The sequence below is a fragment of the Burkholderiales bacterium genome, assembly GCA_036262035.1.
Lineage (GTDB): Bacteria > Pseudomonadota > Gammaproteobacteria > Burkholderiales > SG8-41 > JAQGMV01.
The window spans coordinates 273,824-281,399 of sequence record DATAJS010000003.1 but is presented as its reverse complement, the minus strand read 5'-3'; the positions used below and the strand labels follow the sequence as shown (position 1 = coordinate 281,399).

Sequence of the window (7,576 nt, the reverse complement as noted above, 5' to 3'; positions counted from 1 at the left end):
CACCTGAGGAAAGTACTCTTTCAGCGCTGCCGTCATTCGATTGGTGACACGCCGCACTTCGTCGACCAACATGCGCCGCTGCTGGACGAGCTTCTCGAGCTTGCGCATGGCGCCGCTCTGCGGCCGTAACACACACAATTTCTCGGGATGGCGCAGCAGCAGGTCGAGCGCGAGCTCGGCGTCGGTCGGATCGTCCTTGGCGCCGCTCACGCAAAAGGTCGACCTGTAGTTGGCAAGCGTGGTCGGGTTCACGGGGAACAGCACCAAGAAGTCATGTCGCCGCAGCGCAGACACCAGCGGGCCGCGGGCAATCTCCAGGCACACGGCGATCGGCCGGCCAGCGAAGCGCTCCCGCAGCTCCCCCGCCCATCGCTCTATCGCTTCGGGCTGGTGCGCGATGACGCTACGCTCGTACTCGCCGCTGGCGGCAGCCTTCAAACAAATGTCGTGCTTCTGATCGGCCCAATCGATCCCGACGAAAGCAGCATAGCTCTGATCAGCTGACGATTTCATGAGGAACCTCCTCGGTGCTAAAGTTGGAGGCCAGGACGTGCGAGCCGGGCTGAGCGAAGGCAATATAGGGGGCCGTGCAGGGCATACCCTGAGTATTCGTTGAGCGCCCGGCGCACCCGCGGACTCGAATGTAAGTTAGTGAGCATCAGCATGCTGCTAGTTGGATATTCGTAGTCCGCGGGCGCATGTCCTGGTTCGACCAGCAGATACCTGCCGGCTGTGATGAGTATCACTCCGAACCAGAACGGACTCTCTATATTCAGTTGCAGCGGACGTGAAGTCGGCGGCATTGCCGCCGACGCGCGCCGCTGAACATGGCGTTGGGCATCAAAGGTACGGTTCGACATATGACTTCTCCAAAGCTCGCGCACGGTACGGTGCACAAGCTTCCAGCCGATTTGCGGAAAGCTATTGAATCTGACGCCGCCGCAAAACACCTTTGGACCGACATCACGCCACTCGCGCGAAACGAGTGGATCTGTTGGGTCACATCGGCTAAGAAAGAAGAGACGAGGAAGCGCCGCATCGAGGTCGGCATAGACAAATTGCGCGGAGGCATGCGGAGACCGTGCTGTTGGCCAGGATGCCCGCACCGCTGAACGTTGTTCGTCCAATCTGAGGGACTAAGATGACGCCCAACTCACTGCTGCGGCGGACACGGTAAGTCCCCCGAAAACGTTGACACCTTGGGCTAACAGCTCGAGGGAAAAACGGCAAAAGCAGGACCGCGTAAAGTCGAAAGATACGGCGATCAATTCAAGGCGACTGCAGTCAAGTTGAGCGGCGTACTTCACCGGGTGGGGCGTCCAGTTCAATTATGTCGGATTGTTGGTGTTGATGACGCTGATTCCGCTCACGCTCTTAGTTGGCTATGGCGGCCGGTGATGGGAGTCGAGGCATGACCGGGACTTTACGCGCAAATATGGCCGCGACGATCACGGCGCCTGAGTGCGCAAATCGCAATCGTTAGGAACCCTGACGAAACGTGTGCCCTGCGAACTTCTACGACGACCTTGCTCCACTGTACCACCTGGTCTACGAAGATTGGGAGGCGAGCGTCAAGCGCCAGGCAACCGCCCTGGATTCGATCATCCGCTCGGCTCTCGGTGAGGCGCAGCATCGCATTCGCGATGTGCCTGCGGTATCGGAACGCAATCCCTCGGGTTAGCGGCTCTGGCATCGAGTCACCGCTTCGGACTTGTCCGCCGGCGCCGTGCAACGCGCGCGCCGGGAGGCCGCCTCTCGAAACCTGCCCATTGACTTCAGTGTGGCCGATATGCGCGCCGCACTCGCCGGGACGGAAGGCGACTTCGATGTGGTGCTTTGTGCGGACAATTCATTGCCGCATCTGCTGAGCGACGAAGCCATCGGTGAAGCCATACACCAGTTCCTCGAGACTCTACGGCCCGGCGGACTGTGTCTGATCTCCGTCAGGGACTACGCAGCCTCGGAACGTGGCGGGGTCCAGCTAAAGCCGCACGGCGTGCGGATCGAGAATGGCAAGCGCTGGTTGCTGTTCCAGCTGTGGGAGTGGCGCGGTGAGATCTACGATCTACTCTTCTATTTCGTCGAGGACGGGCCGAGTCCGTGCACGACGCACGTTTTTCGCTCGTCCTACTATGCCGTGTCGATCGAGCGTCTCACCGAACTGATGCTCGAGGCCGGTTTCGAGCGGGTGCGCCGGATAGACGATGTCTTTTTCCAGCCAATCATCGCTGCGCGCAAGCCGCTTGCGGCGTAGCACCGCGTTGCAGGCGGCATCGTTACTCTCCGCACTCATCAACGCTGCGCACGCCGCGGAGCGCCCACCGCAATCCGCCTCGTTGTGCAAGCCGGCCGAGCGCGTCATATACACCTGTACGGTCGGGAAGAAACTATTGTCGGTATGCGCCTCGAGGGATTTGTCGGCAGCGACAGGGTACTTGCAGTATCGCTTCGGCCGCGACAGGCGCTCCATAGAGCTGGAGTACCCCTCCGGCAAGGCGCATCCACGCGGCCTCTTCGCATTTTCGGACTTTAGGCAACCTCGGTTTGTCGCAAGCGATGCCGCCGCCGAAGCCGGCGGCTCGCTGATCGCCGCCCCACATGGCGTTGACTGGCCCGCATGATTCTCGAGGCAGCGCTTTTGCAAGTACGGTCTGGCGAGTCGGCCGCGTTCGAAGCCGCGTTTCGCGAGGCGCAGCTCATTATTTCCGCGATGCCGGGCTATCGTTCTCACGAGCTCCAACGCTGTCTCGAGCGCGAAGGCCAGTATCTGCTCCTGGTGCGCTGGGACAGCGTCGCGGCGCACGAAGAGGGTTTCCGGAAGTCGCCGGAATACCAGCAGTGGCGCACGTTGCTGCACCACTTCTACGATCCGTTTCCGAGCGTGTTCCACTACGAGCAGGCGGCAAAGGGGCCCGGCTGACTCGAGCTCGAGCCGACGCGACCGCGCTTTCGCCGATGCCGTCGGGCAGCAGCGCCGCACGCCGGTCGCCGCGTACGCTACGATCGGCGCGAACGCCAGAGCCGAACCGATGAGCACTCCCCTCTCCACCGCCGACCGCGAATGCGTCCACTCGAAGCTGATCGAAGCGACGCCCGAGCGCGTCTTCGCGGCTGTCGCCGACCCTGCCCGCCTCGCGCGCTGGTGGGGGCCGGACGGATTCTCGAGCACGTTCGAAGCGTTCGACTTCCGGCCGGGCGGTCAGTGGCGTTTCGTGATGCACGGCCCCGACGGCGCCGATTATCCCAACGAGAACCGCTTCGTCGAGATCGTGCCGGCGCAGCGCGTGGTGGTGGAGCACATTGCCAAAGACCATCACTTCATCCTGACGATCGCGCTAGAGCGCGTAGGCGCCGGCACGCGGGTCGGCTGGCGGCAGGTGTTCGACACCGCGGAACACCGCGATCACGTCGCGCCGTTCGTCATCAACGCGAACGAGCAGAACCTGTCGCGGCTGGCGGCCGAAGTCGCGCGCGGCGGCTAGCGCACAGCAAGCCATGAAGCCCCGAATCACCCTGCTGACGCTCGGCGTCGACGACCTGGACCGCGCGGTGCGCTTCTACCGCGACGGGCTCGGCCTCGCCACCGACGGCGTCGTCGGCACCGAATTCGAGCACGGCGCGGTGGCTTTCTTCGAGCTGCAGGCGGGGCTGAAGCTCGCGCTGTGGCCCCGCGCCAGCATCGCACACGATACCGGCATTCACTCGGGCCGGCCGAATCCCGTGGACCTCACGATCGGGCACAATGTTTCGTCGAAGGCGGAAGTCGACGCGGTCATGGAGCAGGCGGCGCGCGCGGGTGCAACGATCGTCAAACCCGCGCACGACACGGTCTGGGGCGGCTATGCCGGCTATTTCATGGATCCGGACGAGCACCTGTGGGAAGTCGCGTGGAATCCGCAATGGACGACGAGCGACGACGCATGAGCAAGGAAGCGCAGATCTACTGCCCCGCCTGCGAGTACCGCCCGCGCGCCGAGGATCGCTGGCAATGCGTGCCGAGCTGCGGCACCACCTGGCATACGTTCTGGACCCGCGGCGTGTGTCCCGGCTGCGGCTTCCGGTGGCCGAAGACGCAATGCCCGCAATGCGGGGTTCTGTCGCCGCACGAAGCGTGGTACCACTATCCCGAGGGCGAGCAGCGCAGCGACGAACGCGCGCTCGAGCAGACAGCGTGATGGAGGTCGGCGTCTGACATGTCCGCGAACCCCTACGCCACGCCCGAAGCCCCTGTCGAGGACCCGCCCCGCAAGCCGGGCTCTCCCGTCAAGGCCGTGCTCGCCGGTCTCGCCATCGACGTCGGCGGGTCGCTGCTCGTCGGCGTCCTGATGACGATCCTCTACGCCGGATCGCTCGCGAGCCGCGGCATGAGCGACGACGAGATCGCCGCCGCGCTGGCGAAAGCGCCCGACGATCCGGCGATCTTCATCGTCGGCTCGCTCGCGGGCGGCGCGCTGTCCTTGCTCGGCGGTTTCGTCGCTGCGCGCATCGCGCGCCGCGACGAGTATCGCGTCGGCGCGATCCTCGCGGCGCTTGCGGCGCTGATCGGCTTCGGGCTGAGCTGGGACGCTTACACCCCCATACAGAACGCCCTGCTCACGCTGCTGACCGCGGGAGCGGTGATGCTGGGCGTGCGACTGGGCCGGGTGCCGCAATCGTGAGCGACGACGAAAGACAGATCCGGGCGCTGGTCGCGACGTGGATGGACGCGACGAAAGCCGGCGACGTCGGCACGGTGCTCTCGCTGATGGCGGACGACGCGGTGTTCCTGCTGCCCGGCGGCAAGCTCATGCGCAAGGCCGACTTCGCGGCGGCGGCGCAGGCGCAAGCCGGCGGCGGCGCACCGCAAATCGACGGGCAGAGCGAGATCCAGGAGATCCGGGTGATCGGCGACTGGGCTTTCATGTGGACCCGGCTTACGGTCGTCGTGACCCCGCCCGGCGGCCAGGCGATGACTCGTGCGGGCCACACGCTGACGATACTCAACAAGCAGAACGGCAAGTGGCTGCTCGCGCGTGACGCGAACCTGCTGGCACCGGTTACGAAGTGAATCGCAGGCTCGTAGCTCAGCCGCGCAGCAGCGCCGCGATGCGCGCAAGCGCGTCGGGCCGCGCCATGCCCTGCTCGCGCGCGAGATCGACCGTCGCCGTGCCGAGCGCGCGATAGATCGCGCTCACCGTCGAATCCATCGAGCGTAGCGCCTCGAGATGCCGGGCGATCACGGCATCGTCGCCGCGCGAGATCGGGCCGGTCAGCGAGCGTGCGGGACCGACGCTGAAGACGTGCTCGACGGTCTCGCGGACGATGGGCTCGATCAGCTTCGCGGCCGTGTCGCGCGACAGGCCCGCCTGTTCGTAGCAGCGCAGGCCGGTGTCGAGCAGCGCGACGAGGTAGTTGCACACCACGACGCTCGCGGCGTGGTAGAGCGTCTTCCCATCGCCGTCGATGTGCAGCAGGCGCGCGCCGATGCGCTCGAAAGCGGGCTCGAGCACGCGCAGCGCGGCGCCGTCGCCTTCGGCCACGCACGGTGTTCCGGCGAACGTCTGCACGGCCTCGGACGGCGACGCGAAAGTCTTCAGCGGGTGCACGCTCGCGACCTGCGCGCCGCCTGCAGCCGCGCCGCCGAGCTCGGTGGACGACAGCGCACCGCTGCAATGGAAGACGATGTCGCCCGGCCGCAGCAGCGACGTCGCCGCCAGCCGCTCGCACGTGGTACGTATCGCCCGGTCGGGCGTGGCGATGAGCCACACGTCGGCCGCGTGCATGCGCTCCGGCGCGTCCGCCGCGTTCCCGGCGCCGATGAACCCGACGGCCTCGCGCGTGCTCGCCGGTGTCGAGCTGAGCACGTCGCCCGTCTCGAAGATTCCCGAGCGGGCAAAGAGCGCGGCGAGCGTGCGGCCCACGCGGCCCGCGCCGATCACGTTGAGCGTCGCCATCGAACGATCATACCGCGCGCCGTGTCACCGCCGCGCAAACCTCGAGCGTTATAGTCGGACCATGCTCCCCACTCGCAGAGCTTTCCTGCTGCGCGCCGCCGCGCTGGGTGCCGCATACGCGGCCTCGCCCGTGCGCGTGATCGCGAGAGCGTTCGAGCGCGATCCGTTCGCGCTCGGCGTCGCATCGGGCTATCCGCATCCGGGCGGCATGACGCTGTGGACGCGGCTCGCGCCGCGGCCGCTGGAAGGCGGCGGCATGCGCCCGGCCGCGGTCGAGGTGCGCTGGGAAGTCGCGAGCGACGAGGCCTTCCGCACGATCGCCGCGAACGGCCGCACGACCGCCGCGGCCGAGTGGGCGCATTCGGTGCACGTCGACGTCAAAGGCCTCGAGCCGGGGAGGCCTTACTGGTATCGCTTCCACGCCGGCGAGGCGACGAGCCCCGTCGGACGCACGAGCACCGCGCCCGCCGCCGAGGCGGCGCCTTCGCGCCTGAGGCTCGCGTTCGCGTCGTGCCAGCAGTACGAGCAGGGCTGGTTCACCGCGTACCGCCACATGGCGCGCGAGGACCTCGACCTCGTCGTGCACCTCGGCGACTACATCTACGAGTCGTCGTGGGGCCGCAACCTCGTGCGCTCGCACGGCTCCGACCAGCCGTACACGCTCGCCGAGTACCGCACGCGCCACGCGCTCTACAAGCTCGACGACGACCTGCGCGCGGCGCACGCCGCGTTCCCGTGGATCGTCACGTGGGACGACCACGAAGTGCAGAACGACTACGCCAACGACCGATCGCAGGTCCTGGATTCTCCCGAGGCGTTCCTCGCGCGGCGCGCCGCGGCCTACCAGGCCTATTACGAGCACATGCCGCTGCCGGCGTGGGCGCGGCCGCGCGGCCCCGCGATGCGCCTGCACACCGCGCTCGACTACGGGCGGCTCGCGAGCTTCTACGTGCTCGACGACCGTCAGTACCGGTCGCATCAGGCGTGTCCGCCGGAAGGACGCGGCGGCAGCACCGTGGTGAAGGAAGAGGACTGCCGCCAGAGGCTCGACCGCTCGCTGACGATGCTCGGCAGCGCGCAGGAGCAGTGGCTGGACGAGAGCTTCGGGCGCTCGCGCGCCGCGTGGAACATCGTCGCGCAGCAGACCCTGATGGCGCAGGCCGACCGCCGGGCGGGACCCGGCGGGGACTTCTGGACCGACGGCTGGGACGGCTATCCGCGCGCGCGCGAGCGCCTGCTCGCGGCGGTCGCGCAGCGTGCGTTACGCAATCCCCTGGTGATCAGCGGCGACGTGCACATGTCGGCGGTGTGCGATCTCAAGGCGAATTTCGACGACGCGCGCTCGCCCGTCGTCGCGACCGAGATCTGCGGGCCGTCGATCACCTCGCAGGGTCCGTCGGTCGCGCGCGTCGAAGCGCTGCTCAAGGAGAATCCCCACTTCCGCTTCGCCAACGGCGCGCGGCGCGGCTATGCGACGCTGGATATCACGCCCGCGCGCTGCGTCGCGCGGCTGAGGACCGTCGGCACGGTCAAGGAACCGGACGCACCCATACACACGCTCGCGACGTTCGCGGTGGAAGACGGCAGGCCGGGCGCGCACCGCGCGTAAAAACCGAGGGTCTGACCCCGTACGGGGTCAGACC

Annotated in this window: 9 protein-coding genes and 1 pseudogene; 8 read left to right on the top strand and 2 right to left on the bottom strand. The window is 66.9% G+C overall.

All coding sequences use genetic code 11. The features are described from left to right. Positions 1 to 513 (bottom strand): transposase (locus VHP37_02620; GenBank protein ID HEX2825217.1); only part of this gene is annotated, 513 nt, incomplete at its 3' end. A gap of 1,189 nt (positions 514 to 1,702) precedes the next feature. Between VHP37_02620 and VHP37_02615 the strand changes: the two are divergent. From VHP37_02615 to VHP37_02585, 7 genes and pseudogenes are all read left to right on the top strand, one after another. Then, positions 1,703 to 2,254 (top strand): annotated as a pseudogene (locus VHP37_02615) (class I SAM-dependent methyltransferase). Positions 2,255 to 2,617: 363 nt separating this feature from the next. Beyond that, positions 2,618 to 2,920, top strand: coding sequence for an antibiotic biosynthesis monooxygenase (locus VHP37_02610; protein ID HEX2825216.1), 303 nt, complete (start codon positions 2,618 to 2,620; stop codon positions 2,918 to 2,920). A 109-nt stretch (positions 2,921 to 3,029) separates the two neighbouring features. Beyond that, on the top strand, positions 3,030 to 3,482 hold the full coding sequence (locus VHP37_02605) for an SRPBCC family protein (GenBank protein ID HEX2825215.1): 453 nt from the start codon (positions 3,030 to 3,032) through the stop codon (positions 3,480 to 3,482). Positions 3,483 to 3,495: 13 nt separating this feature from the next. Next, positions 3,496 to 3,924, top strand: a complete 429-nt coding sequence (locus VHP37_02600; GenBank protein HEX2825214.1) for a VOC family protein — start codon at positions 3,496 to 3,498, stop codon at positions 3,922 to 3,924. After that, positions 3,921 to 4,175, top strand: a complete 255-nt coding sequence (locus VHP37_02595) for a hypothetical protein (protein ID HEX2825213.1) — start codon at positions 3,921 to 3,923, stop codon at positions 4,173 to 4,175. The genes VHP37_02600 and VHP37_02595 overlap by 4 nt, the downstream gene beginning before the upstream one ends. A gap of 18 nt (positions 4,176 to 4,193) precedes the next feature. Continuing rightward, the gene (locus VHP37_02590) at positions 4,194 to 4,658 is read left to right on the top strand and encodes a hypothetical protein (protein ID HEX2825212.1); all 465 of its coding nucleotides are present in this window, start codon (positions 4,194 to 4,196) and stop codon (positions 4,656 to 4,658) included. Further along, entirely contained in the window at positions 4,655 to 5,047 is a 393-nt protein-coding gene (locus VHP37_02585) for an SgcJ/EcaC family oxidoreductase (GenBank protein ID HEX2825211.1), read from the top strand. Before VHP37_02590 ends, VHP37_02585 begins: the two co-directional genes overlap by 4 nt. A gap of 16 nt (positions 5,048 to 5,063) precedes the next feature. Here the strand turns inward: VHP37_02585 and VHP37_02580 are convergent, their stop codons facing one another. After that, positions 5,064 to 5,933 carry a Rossmann-like and DUF2520 domain-containing protein gene (locus tag VHP37_02580; protein HEX2825210.1) on the bottom strand — a complete coding sequence of 290 codons (870 nt, stop codon included), beginning with the start codon at positions 5,931 to 5,933 and terminating at the stop codon, positions 5,064 to 5,066. Positions 5,934 to 5,994: 61 nt separating this feature from the next. Here VHP37_02580 and VHP37_02575 point away from each other — a divergent pair, with 61 nt between their 5' ends. Then, entirely contained in the window at positions 5,995 to 7,542 is a 1,548-nt protein-coding gene (locus VHP37_02575; protein HEX2825209.1) for an alkaline phosphatase D family protein, read from the top strand. Positions 7,543 to 7,576 lie beyond the last annotated feature (34 nt).